Origin of the sequence: Streptomyces sp. NPDC088923 (genome assembly GCF_044749745.1) — a bacterium.
GTDB lineage: Bacteria > Actinomycetota > Actinomycetes > Streptomycetales > Streptomycetaceae > Streptomyces.
The window spans coordinates 278,867-296,350 of the sequence record NZ_JBIVIO010000001.1; the positions used below are offsets into that span (position 1 = coordinate 278,867).

General features: G+C 74.1%; 17 protein-coding genes. 10 read left to right on the forward strand and 7 right to left on the reverse strand.

What is annotated here, in order from left to right; genetic code table 11:
- The 5 genes from ACIP4O_RS01420 to ACIP4O_RS01440 all read left to right on the forward strand — a co-directional run bounded on the left by ACIP4O_RS01420 (nucleotide 1) and on the right by ACIP4O_RS01440 (nucleotide 5,250).
- Nucleotides 1-561, forward strand: a complete 561-nt coding sequence (locus ACIP4O_RS01420) for a toxin (protein ID WP_361326505.1) — start codon at nucleotides 1-3, stop codon at nucleotides 559-561.
- Nucleotides 562-719: 158 nt separating this feature from the next.
- Nucleotides 720-1,898: an MAB_1171c family putative transporter gene (locus ACIP4O_RS01425; RefSeq protein WP_401573758.1), complete on the forward strand. Its 1,179-nt coding sequence runs from the start codon at nucleotides 720-722 to the stop codon at nucleotides 1,896-1,898.
- A complete protein-coding gene (locus tag ACIP4O_RS01430; RefSeq protein ID WP_401570133.1) occupies nucleotides 1,895-2,482 on the forward strand; it encodes a hypothetical protein in 588 nt (195 codons plus the stop codon). The genes ACIP4O_RS01425 and ACIP4O_RS01430 overlap by 4 nt, the downstream gene beginning before the upstream one ends.
- Nucleotides 2,483-2,868: 386 nt before the next feature.
- Entirely contained in the window at nucleotides 2,869-4,344 is a 1,476-nt protein-coding gene (locus ACIP4O_RS01435) for an FAD-dependent monooxygenase (protein WP_401570136.1), read from the forward strand.
- 138 nt (nucleotides 4,345-4,482) lie between these two features.
- The gene (locus ACIP4O_RS01440; RefSeq protein WP_401570139.1) at nucleotides 4,483-5,250 is read left to right on the forward strand and encodes a class I SAM-dependent methyltransferase; all 768 of its coding nucleotides are present in this window, start codon (nucleotides 4,483-4,485) and stop codon (nucleotides 5,248-5,250) included.
- Here the strand turns inward: ACIP4O_RS01440 and ACIP4O_RS01445 are convergent.
- The gene (locus ACIP4O_RS01445; RefSeq protein WP_401570141.1) at nucleotides 5,234-6,118 is read right to left on the reverse strand and encodes a DUF3626 domain-containing protein; all 885 of its coding nucleotides are present in this window, start codon (nucleotides 6,116-6,118) and stop codon (nucleotides 5,234-5,236) included. The genes ACIP4O_RS01440 and ACIP4O_RS01445 overlap by 17 nt on opposite strands.
- Complete coding sequence (locus ACIP4O_RS01450; protein ID WP_401570144.1) at nucleotides 6,115-6,618, reverse strand: DUF2809 domain-containing protein; 504 nt, start codon at nucleotides 6,616-6,618, stop codon at nucleotides 6,115-6,117. Before ACIP4O_RS01450 ends, ACIP4O_RS01445 begins: the two co-directional genes overlap by 4 nt.
- Nucleotides 6,619-6,816: 198 nt before the next feature.
- Between ACIP4O_RS01450 and ACIP4O_RS01455 the strand changes: the two genes are divergently transcribed.
- From ACIP4O_RS01455 to ACIP4O_RS01465, 3 genes are all read left to right on the forward strand, one after another.
- Complete coding sequence (locus ACIP4O_RS01455) at nucleotides 6,817-8,145, forward strand: alkaline phosphatase (RefSeq protein WP_401570146.1); 1,329 nt, start codon at nucleotides 6,817-6,819, stop codon at nucleotides 8,143-8,145.
- 116 nt (nucleotides 8,146-8,261) lie between these two features.
- Nucleotides 8,262-8,432 (forward strand): hypothetical protein, encoded by a 171-nt coding sequence (locus tag ACIP4O_RS01460; RefSeq protein WP_401573957.1) that lies wholly within the window; start codon nucleotides 8,262-8,264, stop codon nucleotides 8,430-8,432.
- Nucleotides 8,433-8,511: 79 nt separating this feature from the next.
- A complete protein-coding gene (locus ACIP4O_RS01465) occupies nucleotides 8,512-8,862 on the forward strand; it encodes a putative quinol monooxygenase (protein WP_401570149.1) in 351 nt (116 codons plus the stop codon).
- A 9-nt stretch (nucleotides 8,863-8,871) separates the two neighbouring features.
- On the opposite strand, the gene ACIP4O_RS01470 is transcribed toward ACIP4O_RS01465, so the two are convergent.
- Genes ACIP4O_RS01470 through ACIP4O_RS01485 form a run of 4 tightly spaced genes read right to left on the reverse strand, consistent with a single transcriptional unit; the run spans nucleotide 8,872 to nucleotide 13,086 of the window.
- The gene (locus tag ACIP4O_RS01470) at nucleotides 8,872-9,744 is read right to left on the reverse strand and encodes a DUF1295 domain-containing protein (protein ID WP_401570152.1); all 873 of its coding nucleotides are present in this window, start codon (nucleotides 9,742-9,744) and stop codon (nucleotides 8,872-8,874) included.
- Nucleotides 9,741-11,042: a class I SAM-dependent methyltransferase gene (locus ACIP4O_RS01475; RefSeq protein ID WP_401570154.1), complete on the reverse strand. Its 1,302-nt coding sequence runs from the start codon at nucleotides 11,040-11,042 to the stop codon at nucleotides 9,741-9,743. Before ACIP4O_RS01475 ends, ACIP4O_RS01470 begins: the two co-directional genes overlap by 4 nt.
- The gene (locus tag ACIP4O_RS01480) at nucleotides 11,039-11,782 is read right to left on the reverse strand and encodes a DUF1365 domain-containing protein (RefSeq protein WP_401570157.1); all 744 of its coding nucleotides are present in this window, start codon (nucleotides 11,780-11,782) and stop codon (nucleotides 11,039-11,041) included. The genes ACIP4O_RS01475 and ACIP4O_RS01480 overlap by 4 nt, the downstream gene beginning before the upstream one ends.
- A complete protein-coding gene (locus ACIP4O_RS01485; RefSeq protein ID WP_401570160.1) occupies nucleotides 11,779-13,086 on the reverse strand; it encodes an NAD(P)/FAD-dependent oxidoreductase in 1,308 nt (435 codons plus the stop codon). The genes ACIP4O_RS01480 and ACIP4O_RS01485 overlap by 4 nt, the downstream gene beginning before the upstream one ends.
- A gap of 177 nt (nucleotides 13,087-13,263) precedes the next feature.
- Here ACIP4O_RS01485 and ACIP4O_RS01490 point away from each other — a divergent pair, with 177 nt between their 5' ends.
- Both ACIP4O_RS01490 and ACIP4O_RS01495 read left to right on the forward strand, forming a co-directional pair.
- Nucleotides 13,264-15,177, forward strand: a complete 1,914-nt coding sequence (locus ACIP4O_RS01490) for a molybdopterin-dependent oxidoreductase (protein ID WP_401570161.1) — start codon at nucleotides 13,264-13,266, stop codon at nucleotides 15,175-15,177.
- A gap of 153 nt (nucleotides 15,178-15,330) precedes the next feature.
- Nucleotides 15,331-15,996 (forward strand): fasciclin domain-containing protein, encoded by a 666-nt coding sequence (locus ACIP4O_RS01495; RefSeq protein ID WP_401570164.1) that lies wholly within the window; start codon nucleotides 15,331-15,333, stop codon nucleotides 15,994-15,996.
- Between the two features lie 549 nt (nucleotides 15,997-16,545).
- Here the strand turns inward: ACIP4O_RS01495 and ACIP4O_RS01500 are convergent.
- Nucleotides 16,546-17,280, reverse strand: a complete 735-nt coding sequence (locus ACIP4O_RS01500; RefSeq protein WP_401570167.1) for a hypothetical protein — start codon at nucleotides 17,278-17,280, stop codon at nucleotides 16,546-16,548.
- Between the last annotated feature and the right edge of the window lie 204 nt (nucleotides 17,281-17,484).

The window sequence follows — 17,484 nt, forward strand, 5'->3', positions numbered from 1 at the left end:
GTGTCCCTGCGTGCGTTGCGCAAGGAGTGCGAGGAGCGGCTCGCGGGGCTGCCGGTGCCGAGCCCCTTCACGATCGAGGGGCTCGTCGCCGCGATGGAGGCCGCGCGGGGGCGGCGCATCGTGCTGCGCGAACTCCCCGAGCACCTGGCCCGCCCCGGCGGGGCCTGCGGCCTCCGGCTCGCCACGCCGCGCGTGAGCCTCGTCCTGTACCGGCGCCGCCCGACCCCGTACCAGACCCAGCACGTCGTGCTCCACGAGCTGTGCCACGAGTGGTTCGACCACGGCGCCTCGCCGGACGCGGACCAACTCGCCCGGCTGCTCCCGGTCTTCGACTCGGACCTGGTGCGCAGGGTGCTCGGCGAGGGCGGCTCGGTGCAGGCCCGGGCCGGCTACGGGACCCACGACGAGCGCATGGCCGAACTGGGCGCCTCGCTCATCCCCCGCATGGCCCGCGACGCGGTGAGCGACGACATGGTGGGCCGCCTCACCAGCTCCCTCTCCCGCCCGGTCGCCCACCGCCGGAGGGGGCTGTTCGGGAGGCGGGGGCGCGAGGAGGGCTGAGCCGGGGGACCGGGAGGTCTGAGCCGGGGAGCGGGGAGGGCCGGGGCATAGGCTCCCGCGCCCCCGAACCCCGTACACCTGTTCGTCGTTTCCGCCTAGGATTTCGCTCCGTGTCCCCCACCCCGCTCGACCTCGCCGGGTACGCCGTCGCGTGCCTCATGACCGCCGTCGCCCTGTGGCGGATGCCCGCCGCTCTGTGGGGGGACGAGGAGGACCGAAGACGGCGGGCGCTGTGGGGGTGCTACGCGGGGTTCGCGGCGGCCCTGTGGACGAAGACGCAGTACGTGCGCGTGCGGCTCAACGACAGCCCCGTGACCGACCTCGCCGTGCTCGTGAAGCACTACACGGCGACCATCGCGATCCTCGCCATCCTCAGCTACATCGTGGCGATCTACGGGCGGTACGAGAGCGACGTCGACGTCCCGCGCCACGTCCGCTTCGCCCGTACCGTCCAACGCGTCGCCGCCCGGGCCGCGTTGGCCACGCTCGTCCTCCTCACCGTGCTCTTCTTCACCGTCGTCGACCGCTCGCACCCCTCGGACCGCTTCGTCGCAGACCACGCGGGCGAGTGGGGCGCGACGCTCTACTACACCGTGTTCTACGTGTACTTGGGCGCCGCGTCCGCCGTGTGCGCGGTGCAGTGGTGGCTCGCCGTGCGCTCCGCCGCGCGCCGCCATCTGCGGGTCGGGCTCGGGATGATGGCCGTCGCGATGGTCATCGGCGTCGCGTACACGGTGAGCCGCGGCCTGTTCCTGTGGATCAGCGTCGCCGACCGCCCGAGCGAGAGCTTCGCGCTCTCCTTCGACAAGTGGACCGAGGCCGGGCAGGTCGTGCTGTTCACGCTCTTCGCCGTCGGCGCCTCGATCCCCGCCTTCGCCACCGGCGCCCGGCGGCTGCGCCTGTGGCGCGCGCAGGCCGCGCTGCACCCGTTGTGGCGCGACCTCATGACCGCCTTCCCCGAGCAGCCCTTCGCGCCGCCGGCCTCGCTCGCCCGCGAACTCCTGCGGTTCGGTACCCCGGCGGACGTGCGGATCGACCGGTGGGCGGCCGATATCGCGGACGCCGTCGAGCAGTTGCGGCACTGGGCGCCCGAAGGACCGGCGGCCGGGCGGGGGCCCGAGGAGTCCGCGCGCTGGATCAGGGCCGCCCTCGCCGCGCACGCCTGCGGCGCCCCGGCGGGCCCGGCCGGACCCGCCCTCGTACCCCCGCAAGCGGCCGACCAGGACGGCGAGATCGCCTGGCTGCTGCGCGTCTCGGCCGCGTACCGCGACGCCGCCCGCAAGCCCGCGACACCACGCCCCGCCCCCGTACCGACCCCGAAAGGCACCCCCTCGTGAGCACGACGACCGCCGAGGACCACCGACTGGCCCGTACCGTCACCGACGTCTTCCAGCCGCGCAACCTCCTCCTCGGCGGCATGGCCGCGGTCGGGCTCGCGGCGGCCGGGGACTGGACAGGGCTGCCGTGGGGCCTGCTCGGCGCGCTGTGCGCGGGCATCATCCCGGCCGCGTACATCGAGTGGGAGCGCGGGCGCGGCACCTGGGGCGACCGGCACGTCGTGGACCGCGGGCAGCGCGCGCCGATCTTCCTCGTCATCCTCGCCTCGATCGGCGCGGGCGCCGTGATCATGCTCCTGGGCCACGCTCCGAACGGCATCCTGCGCGCGATGCTCGCGCTGTGGCTCATGACGATCATCCTGCTCACGGTCAACACCGCCTGGAAGATCAGCGTCGACGCCTCGGTGGCCTCGGCGGTCGTCGCCCTCCTCGCCTGCGTCCACTCCCCGTGGTGGCTCGCCGCCTACGCACTGACGGCGGCCGTCTGCTGGTCCCGTGTGGCGCTGGGCTACCACACGGTGGCGCAGGTGTGCGCGGGCGCGGCGCTGGGGGCGGCGACGGCGGTGGCGTACGTGGGGGCGTGAGGGGCGCGTACGGGGCGGGACGACGTGGGGCCTGCCCGCAGCGGGCCCCCGCGGGATCAGCCGTGTTCGGGTGGGGTGGGTGGGGGTAATGCCCCAGCCTCGTCCCGGCGGAGCGGGTGCGGTATCCGGCAGGTGACTGCACCCCGCCTCGCGCCACCGCCCCGTACGTCAGGCCGCCCCGTACGTCAGGCCGCCCCGTACGACAGGCCCTGCGCCAGGCCGTCCCGACCGCGCCGGACAGCAGAAAAGGGAGCGTCGCCGCTCCCTGCCACTATCAAGCTATAGCGCAAGGGGGGTCTTGTCGCAAGGCCCCCCTGTTCGCGCAGAATCTCCCGCCCGGGGCCGGTCGCGGTCCCGGGATGTACCGACCGAGGGAGAGCACGTACATGAGCGACGTCGTCATCGCGGGTGCCGGGCCGACCGGACTGATGCTCGCGGCGGAGTTGCGGCTGCACGGTGTCGAGGTGCTCGTACTCGACCGGGACCCCGCGCCGTACGCATGGTCGCGGGCGCAGGGGCTGCACGTGCGCAGTATCGAGATCATGGAACAGCGGGGGTTGCTGGCGAAGTTCCTCGCGCGCGGGAAGGTCTTCCGCACGGGCGGGTTCTTCGCCGCGCTCGGGGACAGGTGGCCGCAGGGGCTCGACTCGGCGCACTCGTACGTGCTCGGCATCCCGCAGACGGTGACCGAGGAACTGCTCACCGCGCACGCCGAGGGACTCGGTGCGCGGATCATGCGGGGCGCCGAGGTGACCGGCTTCGCGCAGGACGCGGAGGGCGTGAGCGTACGGCTCGCGGACGGGAGTGAGCGGCGCGCGGGGTGGCTCGTGGGGTGCGACGGGGGTCGCAGCACGGTCCGTTCGCTGCTCGGCGTCGGCTTCCCCGGGGAGCCCACGCGCAACGAGACGCTGCTCGCCGAGGCGGAGGTGACCGAGCCTGCCGAGGAGGTCATGGCCGTGGTCGCGCGGGTGCGCGAGACGCAGAAGCGCTTCGGGCTCGCGCCGCTGGGGGAGGGCGGGTACTGGCGGGTCATCGTGCCGGCGCGCGGGGTGGCGGGCCCGGACGCCGGGGAGCCGACGCTCGACGAGCTGCGCTCCTGCCTGCGGGCCGTCGCGGGCACGGATTTCGGGGTACGAGCGCCGCGCCGCCTCACCCGCTTCGGCGACGCGACCCGGCTCGCCGAGCGCTACCGCGTGGGCCGCGTCCTCCTCGCGGGCGACGCCGCGCACATCCACCCGCCGACCGGCGGCCAGGGCCTCAACCTCGGCATCCAGGACGCCTTCAACCTCGGCTGGAAACTCGCGGCGGAGATCACCGGCCGGGCGCCGCGAGGGCTGCTCGACACGTACGAGAGCGAGCGACGGCCCGTCGCGGCGGAGGTGCTCGACAACACGCGGGCACAGATGGAGCTGCTGTCGACGACGCCGGGCGCGCGGGCCGTACGGCGGCTCCTCGGCGAACTCGTCACCTCGTACGACACCGTCAACCAGCACCTGATCGAGAAGCTGACGGCGATCGGGGTGAGGTACGACGTGGGCGGGGGTGAACACCCCTTGCTGGGGCGGCGGTTGCGGGACCTCGCGGGTGGTCGGGTGTACGCGGCCATGCACGAGGGGCGGGGCGTTCTCGTGGAGGGCGGCGCCGCGCGGTGCTCCCTGGACGGGTGGACGGACCGGGTCGCGCACGTGACGGGGACGGGAGGGGCTGAGGACGAGGGCCCGGCCGGAGAGGTGCTCCGGGGCGGCGGCGCGGTGCTCGCGCGGCCGGACGGGCATGTGGTGTGGGTGGGGACGGGCGAGGGGGGCGAGGACGGCTTGCGGGCCGCTCTGGAACGGTGGTTCGGAGCGGCGGGGGAGCGGTAGGGGAGCCTTTGCGCGGGGCTGGGCGCCCTCCCCGCTGGGCGCCCTCCCCGCGTGGCGCCCTCACCGCGCCCGGCGCGAAGGGTCTCGCGACGGGGGTGCCCCTTCCCGTGGCGGGCGCGGGGTGGTGGGATCGGGCACATGAACACCTCCGCTTCAGCGAGTCCCGCCCCTTCTCCCGTCTACGACCGCATCGGTGTCGGCTACCGGCAGGTGCGGCAGGCCGATCCCCGGCTCGCCGCGCTGATCCACGAAGGGCTGGGCGGAGCCCGTACCGTCGTCAACGTCGGGGCGGGGACGGGGTCCTACGAGCCGGTCGACGCCGAGGTCGTCGCGGTCGATCCCTCGCAGGTCATGCTCGACCAGCACCCCGGGGAGCGGAAGGTGCGCGCGGTGGCCGGGGAACTGCCCTTCGGGGACGGTGAGTTCGACGCGGCCATGGCGGTGCTGACGGTGCACCACTGGCCGGATCTGCGGCAGGGGCTCGCCGAGTTGCGGCGGGTGGCGCGCAGGCAGGTCGTCTTCACGTGGGACCCGGGTCACGAGCCCGAACTGTGGGTCGTCGGGGAGTACTTCCCGGAGATCCGCGCCATGGAGCGGGAGCGGTTCACGTCCGTGTCCGACGTGGCCGATGCCATGGGGGCGCACACCGTCGTGCCGTTCCCCATCCCGCACGACTTCACGGACGGCCTCCAGACCGCGTACTGGCGGCGGCCCGAGATGTTCCTCGATCCCGTGGTACGGGCGGCGAGTTCGACGTTCGCGCAGCTTCCCGACTCCATCGTCGAGCCCGCCGTCGCGCGGCTGCGGGCGGACCTGGAGTCGGGGGAGTGGCACCGTCGCCACGCCGAGCTGCTGACGCGCGAGTCCGTGGACTACGGGTACCGGCTGCTCATCGCGGGGGAGTGACACGGGGCGCCCGGGGCGCTCCGTACCGCGCCAGGTAGTGCCAGACCTTCTTGAGGTCCTGGGGGTGGGCCCGTCCGGCCCGTACCGCCTCGCCGACGATCCTCGGGTCGAGACGGCCGTCCTCGGCCACCTCCAGGGCCAGCGCCACGTACTCGGCTCCCCTGAACTCCGCGTACACGCGCAGGAGTTCCGCCTCGACCGCGAAGCCCGGATGCCACTCCACGGCGCACGGCAGCCGCCGGGCCGCCGCCTCCACGGGCGTGCCCCGGTAGGCGGCGTCCAGGACGAGGGCCTCGACGTCGGACGCGAGGCGGACGCCGCCGTGGACGTGCGTCTCGACGTACGCGTCCAGGGGGTCCCGGCCCCCGGCGCGGCACAGGCCGAGCAGTTCGCAGCGCTCCCGTACCCCGAAGTCCTCGGGCTCCGCCGCGCTGTCCGGGTAGCAGAAGGTGGCGCGGTCCAGGGCCTCGGGGCGCAGCCGGAAGTACGAGGAGCCGAAGCGCGGCGCGGCGCCGACGGGGCCGCGCGTGCCGTCGTCGAGCGCGCCGTACACGGGGCGCGCGGCCGGGGGCGCGAAGTCGTAGGCGCCGCCGAAGATGCGGCTCTCCCAGCGGTGGCGGTCGCCGCCCGGGTGCGCGGTGAGGCCGCCGTTGCTCGTGCCGGTCACGTACTGCGAGTAGTACGCGCCGTCGGCGGCGAGGCGCTCCAGTACGGGGGTGCCGTCGCGGGTGAGGCGGTCGGGGTGGAACTGCAGCGTGACGCGCACGTGGGCGGGGAGCGCGGGGCCCCGGGCGCGGGAGGCGACGTGGGCGAGCGCGGTGCGGGCGTGGCCGGCGAGCGGCGCGGCGGGCGGGGAACCGGTGCTCACCGGGGCTTCCCGGGCGTGGTCACGGCGGTCAGCGGCGCGAGGACGGTGGCGGCGAGGGCCGCGCCGGCCGCGTACCAGAACAGGTCGGGGGCGTTGAAGGTGCTGCCGAGCACGTAGCGGGCGAGGGCGTGGCGAGCGGACAGCAGGGCCACGTCCGGCCAGAGCTGGACCAGTTCGACCGCCCAGCTCAGCGCGAGGGCGACGGCTGCCGCGCGGCGGGCCGCGAGGGCGGGGGCGAGCAGGAGGCACAGGCAGGCGAGGAGGACGGTGTAGAGCGCGTCCCCCGTGTACTTCGCGAAGTCCGTGGCGGGCCACAGGGCCCGTACGCAGAGGGCGAGGCCGATCGTGACGAGTGCGGCCAGGGCCGCCAGGAGGCGCGGGCGGACCCAGGACCGCCCCCGCACGGCCGCCGCACCGTGTACGCCCGCGGCCGCCGCACCCCGTACCGCCGCTCCGCCCTGTGCCGCCCTGTCCCCCGTGTTGACCGGCACCTCCGCCACCCTCGCCAACTCCTGTCCCCGGCACTCGAATTGTCCTGACACCCTATCCGCCTCCGCCGCTCACCCGCTGTTCACCCGGGCGCCCGCTGCCGTCCTTAGCGTCCTCGGCGCGACGGTCTTCACCGGCCGGAGCCCGCACCGCCCGCGCGGGGCCCCCTCGGCCCACGCGGTCCACCACGAGCACCGGGGAGCAGACCCGTGGACAGAGTCACCCGCAAGCCGCGCCACCTCGGCACGACCCTCGCCGCCGTCGCGGCGACCGCGGTCGTCACGATGGTGGTGAGCCCCACCCTCGGCGCCTCGGCGCAGGCGCCGCAGGGCGCGAAGTCCCCACAGGCCGCCGCCGGGAAGGCGCCGAAGGCCAAGAACGTCATCTTCATCAACGGTGACGGCATGGGGCCCGCCGCGCGCGAGGCCGCCCGGCTCTACCTCGCCGGTCTCGACGGCGAGCTGACCATGGACAAGCTGCCCGTCGCCGGGCAGCTCACCACGAGCCCGCACGACCCGAAGGCCGTCATCACCGACTCGGCCGCGGCCGCCTCCGCGTGGGCGACGGGCGAGAAGACGTACAACGGCGCGATCAGCGTCGACGTGGACGGCAACAAGCTCGCCACGCTCGGCCAGCAGGCGAAGGCCGCCGGGAAGCGGACCGGCCTCGTCACGACGGCGCAGGTCACCGACGCCTCGCCGGCCGCGTTCTTCGCCAACACCGCCGACCGGGGCCAGCAGGACGAGATCGCCCGCCAGTACCTCGACGTCTCCCGGCCCGACGTGGTCCTCGGTGGCGGCGAGGACTGGTGGCTGCCGAAGGGCGAGGCGGGCGCCTTCCCCGACAAGCCCGCCGAGGACCCGAGCGAGGCGAGCAAGGGCACGAAGGGCGATCTCGTCGCCAAGGCGGAGAAGAAGGGGTACGAGTACGTCTCCTCCGCCAAGCAGCTCGGCAAGGCGAAGGCGAAGGACGGGAAGCTGCTCGGCCTCTTCGCCAACGAGGAGATGTTCCAGCAGAAGCCCGAGGGGCAGGGCGATGTGTACAAGCCGGTCGTCGATCTCGCGACGATGACGACGAAGGCGCTCGACACCCTCGACGGCAAGGGGAAGAGCAAGAACAAGAACGGCTTCTTCCTCATGGTCGAGGAGGAGGGCACCGACGAGTTCGCGCACGCCAACAACGCCGAGAAGACCCTGGAGTCGATGCGGCAGCTGGAGCGCGCCGTCGCGGTCGCGCGGAGTTACGCGGCCACGCACCCCGACACGCTCCTCGTCGTGACCGCCGACCACGAGACGGGCGGCCTCGCGGTCGAGGAGAACGACCCGGCCGACGAGACGGGCTCCGGCCAGTCCACCGAGGACGGCCCCTTCCCGATCCGCGACTCGGACAAGTCCTTCACGATCGACTGGACCACGGGCCAGCACACCTCGGTCGCGGTCCCGGTCACGGCGGAGGGCCCGTCGGCGGAGCGGTTCAACGGCAAGCACGCGAACACGTACGTGCACACGGTGCTGAGCGACATCCTGACGCGGCGCTGAGGCGGTGAGGCGTGGCGTGCGGGGGTGCGAGGTGACGGCCCCGGGGCGCCGCGCGACCCAGGACGCCGGGGGCGTCGGGGCCACCACGGCTCCGGCGCCCCCGCCGCCGTCGTCTGGTGGCGGGCGGGCGCCGGGGGGCCGGTGGCCGGGACGGCTCGTACGGGCGCCGCCTCTCGCACCGTACGAAGCCGCCGCGCACGATCGGCTCGCACCTGTACCGGACGTTCCCCAAGCCGGGGATCACGGCGCGCAACCAGCTCAGGGACCTGCTCGACGAGGCGGCGTGAGGCGAGGACACGGGGCGCGCCGCCGCCGAGGGCGCGGGAGGCGGGGACGCTGTCGGTGGGGGCCACTACGGTCGTCGTCATGACGACACCCACAGGACCTGTCGGACGGCTCATGAAGTTCACCGCGCTGCCCGGACGGGGCGCGGACCTCGCGGAGCTGCTGCTCCGTGTCGCGGAGGCGCTCGACGGCTTCCCGGGCTGCCTGCTGTACACGATCGGCCGGGACGAGCGGCGCCCGGACGAGGTGCACGTGACGGAGGTGTGGCGCACGGCGGCCGACGCCGACGCCGCGCTCGCCTCTTCCGCCGAGGCGACGGGGACGCCCTCGCCGTCCGAGGTGCTGGCACTCGTGGCGGGGCCACCGGAGCGGACGGAGCTGGCGGTGCTGGGCGGGGTGCTGCCGGGGACGGGGGCGGGGACGGAGGGCTGAGCGTCCGGCTCAGCCCTGGCGCCCCTTCGGCCAGACCCCCGGCGGCCACGGCAGGAAGCCGCTCGTCCGCGCCGCGTACCGCTCCCAGCCCTCGCGCTTCGCCATGCCCTGCTCCGTGAGCCGCTTCCCGCTGCCGAAGACGAGCAGGTACGTCATGAGCAGCGGCGAGACGAGCGTCGCGGCGGCGGGCCCCCAGGCGGCGGCCGGGGCGCCGGGGGACGGGAGGGTGAGCAGCCACAGTCCCCACCACACCGCGAAGTCACCGAAGTAGTTCGGGTGCCGGGTCCAGCGCCACAGCCCGGTGTCGATGAGCTTGCCCTGGTGCGCGGGGTCGGCCTTGAAGCGGGCCATCTGCGCGTCGCCGACCGCCTCGAAGAACAGGCCGAGCGCCCACAGCGCCACACCGAGCCACGTCACCCACCAGGTCCCGTACGGCAGGAGCACCGCGGCCTGCACGGGGACGGAGACGAGCCACACGAGGGCGGCCTGCGGGAGCGTGACGACGCGGAGCGCGTAGCGCGGGCGCGGGGTGCCCTCCGGGGCCTTGGACAGCATCCGGTCGTAGCGCGGGTCCTCGCCCTTGCCGCGGCCCCGGCGCGCGATGTGGACGCCCAGGCGCAGGCCCCACACCACGGTGAGCGCGGCGGCGAGCGTCGCCCGGACAGGATCGCCGAGCCCCCGCGAGCCGTACGTGCCCTCCGTCCCGTACGCGAAGAGCCACGCGCCCGCCGCGAGGACCGCGAAGGCGAAGCCCCAGGCGCTGTCCACGTACCGGTAGATCCCGCGCCGCCGCGAGAGCAGCCACGTGCCGCCGAGGACGAGCGCCGAGGCTCCGGCGGCGGGTGCGAGACCGAGCGCGAAGGCGCCCCACGGGAAGCTCACGACGTGCCCCGGGTGTGCGCGTCCTTCGTGAACTGGTATTGCCGCACGTCCAGGTAGCCGGACCTGAACCCCGCCTCGGAGTAGGCGAGGTAGAAGGTCCACAGGCGGCGGAAGACCGCGTCGAAGCCGAGCGCGTCGACCTCGTCGGCGCGCGCGGTGAAGCGCTCGCGCCACAGCCGCAACGTTTCCGCGTAGTGCGCGCCGAAGGAGTCGGCGCGGGTCGTGCGGAGCGCGGTGCGGCCCGCGGTGACGGCCTCGATCGACTCGGCGGAGGGGATGAGGCCGCCGGGGAAGACGTACTTGCCTATCCAGGTATGGGTGTCGCGGCTCGCGCGCATCCGGTCGTCGGGCATCGTGATCGCCTGAAGCGCGGCCCGCCCGCCGGGGCGCAGGCGCGCGTCGATCGTCTCGAAGTAGACGGGCAGGAACTCGTGCCCGACCGCCTCGATCATCTCGACGCTGACGACGGCGTCGTAACTCCCTTCCGCCTCGCGGTAGTCGCACAGTTCGACGCGCACGCGGTCGCCGAGCCCGGCCGCCGCGACGCGCTCCAGGGCGAGGGCCCGCTGCTCGGCGGAGAGGGTGAGCGAGGTGACGTCCGCGCCGCGCGCGGCGGCCCGCAGCGCCAGCTCGCCCCACCCCGTACCGATCTCCAGCAGCCTTGTGCCCGCCCGCACTCCGGCGAGATCGAGGAGCCGGTCGATCTTGTGGCGCTGGGCCCCCGCGAGGTTCTCCCAGCGGGCCGGGAGGGCGCGGAAGACGGCGGAGGAGTAGGTGAGGGTGTCGTCGAGGAAGACGCCGAAGAGGTCGTTGGAGAGGTCGTAGTGCGCGCCGATGTTGTCGCGCGCGTTCTTGGGGGTGCCCCGGTGGGCCTCGGGGCGGCGCGGGGCCCACAGGCCGCGCAGGCGCTGGAGCGGTCCGGGGATCAACTCGGCCGCGTGCGCGGCGAGTACGGTCAGCGCGGCGACCGGGTCGGGGGCGTCCCACTCGCCCGCCATGTACGACTCGCCGAAGCCGATGAGGCCGGAGTGGCCGATGCGCGCGTGGAAGGCGTCGGCGTCGCGGATGTCGATGAGCGGCCCTCCGAGGCCCAGCCTGCCGCCGTCGGGGAAACGGACGAGCAGCGGGAGCCGGTGGAGCGCGTGGCGCACGATGCGGCGCGTGATCGCGGTGCGGGCCGCCGAACTCGCGGGCACGGAGGCGATGTCCGGCCAGCGCGCGGCGTCGATCGTGAGCGGCGCGACGGCGCTCGCGCGCGCGGCGGGCGTGGCCGGGGTCCTGGTGGTGGGGGCGGTCACCGCATTCCCTCCTGGAGTGGGTGGCGCGGTCGCCGCAGGACGGGCAGACCGCGCAGGTAGAGACGGATGCCGTGGGCGCGGATCGCGGCCGACACGACGAGGGTCGCGAGCGGGTGGCGCAGCGAGGCGCGCAGCACGGTCGCGGGACGAGCGGGGACGCGGTGCCCGCGCACGGTCGCGGTGAAGGGCCGGGCGCCCTCGCGCTCCAGGTGCACGGCGAGCGAGAGACGCGCGCCGGGCTCGGGGAGCCGCATGCGGTAGGAGCCGTCGACGGGGAAGAACGGCGAGACGTAGAACTCCTTCGGGACGCTGAACTCGCCGCTCGCGCCGCTCACTTCCCCGGGTCCGAGCAGGTAGGCGTGGCGTTCCCCGTACGTGTTGTGCACCTCCGCGACGACGCACACGAGCGCGCCCTCGGGATCGTGGCACCACCACAGGCTGAGCGGATTGAACACGTACCCGAACACGCGGGCGTTCGCGAGGAGTCGCACGGGCCCGCCGCGCAGGTCGATGCCGTGCGCGGCGAGGAAGCGGTCGAGCCCGGCGCGCAGCGTGGGCGCGGTGCCGCCGAAGTGGTCGCGCGGGTCGAAGCGCGCCAAGGGGCCCAGCAGGGCGGGTAGTTGTGGCGGGCGGTCGGCGTCCACGTACCAGAGGTAGGTGCGGTGGCGCACGCGCTGGCGCACGGGCTTGCTGCGGAGGTGGAAGACCTCGCAGGGATAGAGAGCCGGGGTGGTGCTCACCAGTGGCCCCCCAGTGCCTCGGCGGCGCGCACCCCGGCGAGCGCGCCGTCCTCGTGGAAGCCCCAGCCGAAGTAGGCGCCGGCGAAGGCGGTACGGCCCTGGTTGAGCGCGGGCAGGAGCCGCTGCGCGGTCACCGACTCCGGGGTGTAGACCGGGTGTTCGTACACCATGCGGGCGAGCACCGAGCCCGGGTCCACGCGGTCCTCGCCGCCCAGCGTCACGACGTAGGCGTCCGGCGTCCTGAGCCCTTGCAGCCGGTTCATGTCGTAGGAGATCCGCACGTGGTCGGCGGGCGCCGCGCAGCCGGGCAGGAGGTAGTTCCAGGAGGCGCGGGCGCGCGGGGCCCGGGGGAGCACGGAGGTGTCGGTGTGCAGGAGCGTCGGATTGCGCGAGTAGCGGAAGGCGCCGAGCGCGGCTCGCTCGGCCTCGCTCGGGTCCGCGAGGAGGGCGAGCGCCTGATCGGGGTGGGTCGCGATGACGACGGACTCGTACGTACGGGTCGTGCCGCCGCCGTCCGTGACGTCCACGCCGTCCGCGTGCCGCCGCACCGCGCGCACGGGCGTGCCGGTACGGACGCGGTGCAGGCGCTTGGCGAGCAGTTCCACATACGTGCGCGAGCCGCCGGACACCGTGCGCCAGGACGGCGAGCCCGTCACCGAGAGCAGGCCGTGGTGGTCGAGGAAGCGGAAGAGGTAGCGGGCGGGGTAGCGCAGCGCCGTGTGCGCGTCGCAGGACCAGACGGCCGCGACGAGCGGCGTCATGAAGTGCGTGACGAAGTAGCGCGAGAAGCGGTGCGCGGTCAGGAAGCGCGAGAGTGTCTCGGGCGCCGCCTCGTCGGGCTCGGCCCTGGCGAGCGTCGCGCGCGCGGCGCGGTGGAAGCGCGGCACCTCGCGCAGGAGCCGCCGGTAGGGGGCGCTGAGCACGTTGCGCGGCGCGGCGAAGAGCCCGCCGGGACCGCGCGCGCCCGCGTACTCCAGGCCGCAGCCCTCGCAGCGCACGGACATGCTCATCTCCGACTCGCGCGTCTCGACGCCGAGTTCGTCGAAGAGCCGCAGGAGCGTCGGGTACGTGCGCCGGTTGTGGACGATGAAGCCCGAGTCGACGCGCACGGGCAGGCCCCGGCTGTCGAGCACCTCGTGCGTGTGCGCGTGCCCGCCGAGCCGCTCGTCCGCCTCGTACAGGTCCACAGGGCGTGAGCCGGTGAGGACGTGCGCGGCGGTGAGTCCCGCGACACCCGCGCCGATGACGGCCGTGTGCGGGGCCGCGCCCGGCTGTACCGGGCCGCCGTGGTCGTGGGTGCGCATCTCTGTTTCCTCCCGCCGTGCCTGTCATGGCAACTGTCGTGGGGGATACGGAGCCGTGCGGGACGAGGATGGGTGTCAGGTGCGCTCTTCTTCCTCTCCCACCCCAGAATTCCCACGAACGGGTGAACCGGCAACTCGGCACCCATCCGGAGGGGCGGGTGGCTCCGGATGCCTCACGTGACCCGAGAAACCGCACGGCGCCGAGCGCCCCGCCCCCTGGCCCGCCGGGCCGTGGGCGGGCTCGCCGGGCTGCTCGCGGGCTACGCGGCCCTCGCGGCCGGGCAGCTCGTGGCCGGTCTCGGACGGGCCGAGGCGGGTCCGGTCGCCGTCGTCGGGAGCGCGGCCGTCGATCTCGTACCGACGCCGCTGAAGACGTGGGCGATCCGCGAGTTCGGCAGCGACGACAAGCGCGTGCTCGAACTCGGTATCCTCGCGGTCCTCGCCCTTCTCGCCCTCGCACTCGGCGCGCTCGCCACCCGGTGGCGCCTGAGCGGCGCGGCCGGGGTCCTCGCGATCGGCGTCGTCGGCGCCGTCGCGGCCCTGAGCCGCCCCGACAGCGCGGGCATCACGGACACGCTGCCCTCCCTCCTGGGGGCGGCAGCGGGCGCGGTCCTGCTGTACCTGCTGGTGGGGCCGGTGTACGCCGGTGCGTACCTGCCGCCGTGGGTGTGGCCGGGATCGTTCGGGCGGTGGCGCATTCGGGGCGCCACCGCGCCCGCCGGCCCCCGGGGGACCGAGGGGAACCCTGGGGGCCGTTCGCAAGAGGAACGTACGGACGAGGGCGGTGGCACGGGGCCGGACGAGGCGTTCGAGGCCTCTGGGGCGCCCGAGGCTTCCGCGGCGCCCGAAGCGTCCGAGGGGTCCGAGGCCTCTGAGGCGCCCAAGGCTCCCGTGGCGTCCGAAGCCCCAGGGGCGCCCGAGGCTCCCGAGGCGGGCGTGGCTCCCGTGGCGCCCGAGGCCTCCGGGGCGACCGCCTCCGCGCCCGAGCCGGCCTCCGTTCCCTGGGACCGCCGTCACTTCGTCCTGCTCGCCGCCGCGACGGCCGTGGGGGCGACCGCCGCCGGGGCGGCCGGTCGGGCGCTCGCGGGCGGGGACATCGCGAGCGCGGTGGCCTCGCGGGACGCGATCAGGCTCCCGCGCCCGGATTCGCCGGCCCGCCCCGTACCGGCCGGGGCGCGGCTCCACGTCCCCGGCCTGTCGCCCTTCACGACCCCGAACAAGGACTTCTACCGCGTCGACACCGCCCTCGTGGTGCCGCACGTCGACGCGGGCTCGTGGCGGCTGCGCGTCCACGGCGAGGGTGTGCGCGAGGACATCGAGCTGAGCTTCGCCGAACTGCTCCGGCGCGAGAGCGTCGAGCGCGACATCACGCTGACGTGCGTGTCGAACGAGGTCGGCGGCCCGTACGTGGGCAACGCGCGCTGGCTCGGCGTGCCGCTCGCCGCGCTGCTCCGCGAGGCGGGCGTCCGGCCCCCCTCGCGCGGCGGGAAGGCCGATCAGCTCGTGGCCCGCTCGGTCGACGGCATGACGCTCGGGACACCCGTCGAGGACGTCATGGACGGGCGCGACGCCCTCCTCGCCTTCGGCATGAACGGCGAACCGCTCCCGTTCACACACGGCTTCCCGGTGCGGATGGTCGTGCCGGGGCTGTACGGGTACGTGTCCGCGTGCAAGTGGATCGAGAGCATCGAACTGACCACCTTCGCCGCCTACGACCCGTACTGGGTCAAGCGGGACTGGGCCCGCGAGGGGCCCATCAAGACCTCGGCCCGGATCGACACCCCGAAGCCCCTCGCGCGCCCGAAGGCGGGCACGGTGACGATCGCGGGCGTCGCGTGGGCGCAGCACCGTGGCATCGAGAAGGTCGAGGTACGGGTCGACGACGGGCGCTGGCGCCCCGCCGACCTCGCCGCCCAGGACACCCGTGACACGTGGCGGCAGTGGTCGCTCCCGTGGCGGGCGACCCCCGGCGCGCACACCCTCACCGTCCGCGCGACGGACGGCGAGGGCCACCGCCAGACGGCGAAGCGGGCCGGGACGGTGCCGGACGGGTCGAGCGGCTGGCACTCGGTGGTGGTCACCGTGGACTGACGGCCGCCACGTACGGCGGCGGAAGGCGCTGCCGTCGTACGCGGACGCGTGACGCGTACATGACACAACTTGGCCGCCCCCGCCGGGACCCGGACCTTCGCGCACGCCCCCTTTCCTACGCACTCAACCCCCTTACTCAGCTGGGAGAACACCATGAACACCGCCCTCCGCCGTACCGCCCTCGCGCTCGCCGTCGCCGTCCTCCCGGTGGCGCTCACCGCCTGCTCGGGGGACAGCGACAACAACGCCTCGGACAGCTCGTCGAAGGCGTCCTCGGCGTCCAAGGAAGCCTCGGACGAGGCGAGTTCGCCTGCGGCCGGGCAGGACCAGTCGATGGACGAGGCGGGCCCCTTCGGTCCGGGCTGTGCGGGTGTGCCGAAGAGCGGCGCCGGCTCGTTCGACGGCATGGCACAGGACCCGGTCGCGACGGCGGCCTCGAACAACCCCGCGCTCTCGACGCTCGTGACGGCCGTGAAGAAGGCCGGGCTCGTCGACACGCTCAACAACGCGAAGGACGTCACGGTGTTCGCGCCGACGAACGACGCCTTCGCGAGGATCCCGAAGGCCGACCTCGACAAGGTCCTCGCGGACAAGGCGCAGCTGACGAAGATCCTGACGTACCACGTCGTCGGCAAGAAGCTCACGCCGAAGGACCTGGAGAAGGGCACCTTCGAGACGCTGGAGAAGAGCAAGCTCATGATGTCCGGCTCGGGCACCTCGTACAAGGTCAACGACAGCGCCAAGGTCGTCTGCGGGAACGTGAAGACCGCCAACGCCAACGTGTACATCATCGACTCGGTGCTGATGCCGAAGATGTGACCGCGGTTGCGCCGGGGGGGAGTTGTGCTCTCGGTGGGGGATGGTTGACCGGTCGTGGGTGGCCGGTGGCCGGTGGCCGGTCGTCGGTCGTGGGTGGCCGGTGGCCGGTCGTCGGTCGTGGGTGGCCGGTCGTCGGTGGCCGGTGATCGGTGATCGGTGATTGGTGATCGGCGGCCGGTGACGGGGCCCGGGAGCATGTCCAACGCCCGGGCCCCTCGCTTGCCACCGTGTGGTCCCCCCGGTCCTTGGGAGGCCACCGGATCAGTCTCTCTCCGCGCGCTCTGCCTTTGAGCTACCGGGCCATGTGCCCTCTGTGGCAGAGGGGTTGGAGGCCCGGAGAGGAGTTGAACCCCCATCTCGCGGAAGTGTCCGGTGCCGGTCGGGCGGGGTGGGGCGGCCGATGCTGAGCTTGGAGCGAGAGTCTGAGCTTGAGGGCGCACCGCGTATCGGGTGTGCCCGTTCAGTTTCACGGCCTGAGCTTCAGCGTGGCGCGCACCGTGCGGTGCGCGCGCCCTCCGCGCTCGTCGGAGGGCGATCGTGGGGTGAGTGTCAGCCGTTGAGGAGGTAGCCGAGTACGGCGGCGCCCGCGTGGCGGTCCTCGACCTCGGCGGCGTTGGCCTCCTCGCGGGCGAACCGCACGGCCTGGAGCAGGCGTTCGGCGCGGTCGAGCAGTTCGTTGACGCGACGGGCGGGAAGGGCGCCGGAGAACTTCACGGTGGTCCAGTAACCGACCGGGATGTCCTCGTAGTACACCTCTACCTGCGCCGGGTGGTGCTCGGTCGCCTCGGCCTTGACGTGGTTGCGCGGGACCTTGCGGGTCCGCACGGTACGTACCGGATCGGTGCGCCACGTGTCGGTGGACGGGTCCTGCGACCAGGTCTCGGCGGCGTCGAGCACGGGCAGCCTGCGCAAGAAGCCGTCGAGCGCGGTGAGTTGCTTCTCCAGGAAGAGCAGATACGGGACCGGGACGGCGGCGAGCAGCGTCCGGCCGTCCACGACGACATCGGCCCGCGCGTCGAGATTCGCCCAGTCCTTCGTGGCGGTCACGTCGAAGAGCCTGGTCAGCGACGCGGAGGCGGCCTTGAGGAGGTCCTCGGCCTTGACCTGGACGCGGGTCGACTCGGGCGGCAACTGCTCGCCCTCCTCGTCCTTCGGCTGGTAGGTGCGGGAGAGCCCGGCCAGGAGGGCGGGCTTCTGGAGTTCCTGGTGCGCACGGCCAAGCTCCTGGGCGGACTTGGCCTTCACGCCCTTCTCCACTGCGATGATCTGATTGAGCTTGGGCACGCGCTGAAGCTAGCAGCGGGGCGTGCGGTGGGGCACGCGAATTTGGGGCGGGGGGGGGGGGGGGGGGGTTGGGGGGGGTTTGGGGGGGGGGGGGGGGGGGGGGGGGGGGGGGGTGGGCCGGGGGGGGGCCGGGGGGGGGGTGGGTCGCGCCCTCGTGCGGTGCGGGGCTGGCCTCGTGCGGACGGTCCTCGTCCGGGCGGCCCT